The sequence below is a fragment of the Salipiger sp. genome (genome assembly GCF_059781815.1).
The window spans coordinates 1-2786 of the sequence record NZ_JBYNAH010000366.1; the positions used below are offsets into that span (position 1 = coordinate 1).

The 2786-nt window shown below is 67.9% G+C and carries 3 protein-coding genes; all 3 read right to left on the reverse strand.

What is annotated here, in order from left to right:
- Positions 1–83: 83 nt before the first annotated feature.
- The gene (locus AC6RA4_RS24720; protein WP_222603844.1) at positions 84–1409 is read right to left on the reverse strand and encodes an FMN-binding glutamate synthase family protein; all 1326 of its coding nucleotides are present in this window, start codon (positions 1407–1409) and stop codon (positions 84–86) included.
- 10 nt (positions 1410–1419) lie between these two features.
- The gene (locus AC6RA4_RS24725) at positions 1420–2085 is read right to left on the reverse strand and encodes a protein GlxC (protein WP_500164855.1); all 666 of its coding nucleotides are present in this window, start codon (positions 2083–2085) and stop codon (positions 1420–1422) included.
- 51 nt (positions 2086–2136) lie between these two features.
- The coding region (locus AC6RA4_RS24730) for a class II glutamine amidotransferase (protein WP_500164853.1) at positions 2137–2786 on the reverse strand (650 nt) is incomplete at its 5' end.

A 2786-nucleotide genomic window follows, 5' to 3' on the forward strand; every position in this document is an offset into this window, starting at 1 on the left:
CGCTGCCCCCCGTCGCGTGCCGCGACTCCCCCCGGGATATTTTCGGCCAGAAGAAGCAGAGGGCGCTTCTCGGGGCGTGGTCGTCAGAAGCCCGGCTTGCCGGGGTACCAGTCGGTGCCGGCAAGCGGCACCTGGGCCATGGCGGCGGCCTCCATGGTCAGCGCGCAGAGATCCTCGGGCTCGAGATTGTGGACGTGGCTCTTGCCGCAGGCACGGGCCAGGGTCTGGCATTCGAGGGTGAGCACGTTGAGGTAGTTGCGCAGGCGGCGGCCCGCTTCCACCGGGTCGAGACGCGCCATCAGCTCGGGATCCTGGGTGGTGATGCCCGCCGGGTCGCGGCCCTCGTGCCAGTCGTCATAGGCGCCGGTGGTGGAGCCGAGCTTCTGGTATTCCGCCTCCCACTTGGGATCGTTGTCGCCGAGCGCCACCAGCGCGGCGGTGCCGATGGAGACCGCGTCGGCCCCCAGCGCCAGTGCCTTCGCCACATCGGCGCCGGTGCGGATGCCGCCCGAGACCACCAGCTGCACCTTACGGTGCATGCCGAGATCCTGAAGGGCTTTGACGGCGGGGCGGATGCAGGCCAGCGTCGGCTGGCCCACGTGTTCGATGAACACGTCCTGGGTGGCGGCGGTGCCGCCCTGCATGCCGTCGAGCACGATCACGTCGGCGCCGGCCTTCACCGAGAGCGCCACATCGTAATAGGGGCGCGCGCCGCCGACCTTGATGTAGATCGGCTTCTCCCAGTTGGTGATCTCGCGCAGCTCGAGGATCTTGATCTCGAGATCGTCGGGGCCGGTCCAGTCCGGGTGGCGGCAGGCGGAGCGCTGGTCGATGCCGACCGGCAGGTCGCGCATGCCGGCGACGCGCTCGGTGATCTTCTGGCCGAGCAGCATGCCCCCGCCGCCGGGCTTGGCGCCCTGCCCCACCACCACCTCGATGGCATCGGCGCGGCGCAGGTCATCGGGGTTCATGCCGTAGCGCGAGGGCAGGTACTGGTAAACCAGCTTCTCGGAATGGCCGCGCTCTTCCTCGGTCATGCCGCCATCGCCAGTGGTCGTCGAGGTGCCGGCCATGGTGGCGCCGCGGCCCAGGGCCTCTTTCGCGGGGCCGGAGAGCGAGCCGAAGGACATGCCGGCGATGGTGATCGGGATCTTCAACTCGATCGGTTTCTTGGCGAAGCGGGTGCCGAGGGTGACGCCGGTCTCGCATTTCTCGCGGTAGCCCTCGAGCGGGTAGCGCGACATCGAGGCGCCGAGGAACAGCAGGTCGTCGAAATGCGGCACCCGGCGCTTGGCGCCACCGCCGCGGATGTCGTAGATGCCGGTCTGGGCGGCGCGGCGGATCTCGGAATTCGTCTCGTTGGAGAAGGTCCAGGACTGGCGCGGCATGGTTTGGGGCGTGTCTTTCATCGGGCCGTCCTCAGTATTCGTCTGCGTGGTCGATGTTGAAATTGTAGAGCTTGCGGGCCGAGCCGTAGCGCTTGAACTCTTCCGGCTTGGCATCCGCGCCGGCCTTCTCGAGCAGATCCTTGAGGATCTCGAGATGCTCGGGGCGCATCTCCTTCTCGATGCAGTCGGCGCCCAGCGACTTGACCGCGCCGCGCACGAAGAGCCGCGCCTCGTAGAGGCTGTCCCCAAGCGCGTCGCCGGCATCGCCCAGCACCACGAGATTGCCCTTCTGCGCCATGAAGGCCGACATGTGGCCGATATTGCCATGCACCACGATGTCGATGCCCTTCATCGAGATGCCGCAGCGGCTCGAGGCGTTGCCCTTGATGACCAGCAGCCCGCCATGGCCCGTGGCACCGGCATATTGCGAGGCGTCGCCCTCGACGATCACCGTGCCGCTCATCATGTTCTCGGCAGCACCGGGGCCGACCGAGCCCTCGACATGCACGGTGGCCAGCTTGTTCATCCCGGCGCAGTAATAGCCGGTCGAGCCCTTCACGGTGACCTCGATCTCGGCATCGAGCCCGACGGCCACGGCGTGGCTGCCGCGCGGGTTGCGGATCTCGAACTGCGTGTAATTGGTCGCGGGCGCGCCCTGCAGGGCGGCGTTGACCTCGCGCAGTTCCATCTCGCTCATGTCGAGGGTCTGCACGTCGGTGGTGGCGGCGGTTGCGGTTGCGGTCATCGCTCAGCGCTCCCAGAAATAGACGGTGGCGGGCTCGGGCTCCCAGACGCGGGCGGCCTCGATGCCGGGCAGGTTGGCGAAGGCACGGTATTCCGAGCCGAAGGCGACGTAATCGTCGGTCTCGGCCATCACCGCAGGCTTGCAGGCGATCGGGTCGCGGACCACGCCAAAGCCGGTCTTGGTGCCCATCACGAAGGTGAAGAAGCCGTCGAGATCGTCGAGCGTGCCCTCCAGCGCCTCGCCGAGATTGGCCCCTTCGGCAATCCGCGAGGAGATGTAGCAGGCGGCGACCTCGGTGTCGTTCTCGGTGCGCGGGGCGAAGCCCTTCTCGGTCAGGATGCGGCGCATCTGGTTGTGGTTCGAGAGCGAGCCGTTGTGGACGAGGCACTGGTCCTCATCGGTCGAGAACGGGTGTGCGCCAAGCGTGGTGACGGCGCTTTCGGTCGCCATGCGGGTGTGGCCGATGCCGTGGCTGCCGCCCATGGCGCGAAGGTTGAAGCGGGCCGCCACGTCCTTGGGCAGGCCGATCTCCTTGTAGATCTCCATCGCCTCGCCAAGGCCCATGATGCGCAGGCCGCGGGCTTCGAGAAAGGCGATGGCGGCGTCGCGGCTGCCTTCGGGCAGGGTCAGCACCGCGTGGGTGTCGATGGCCT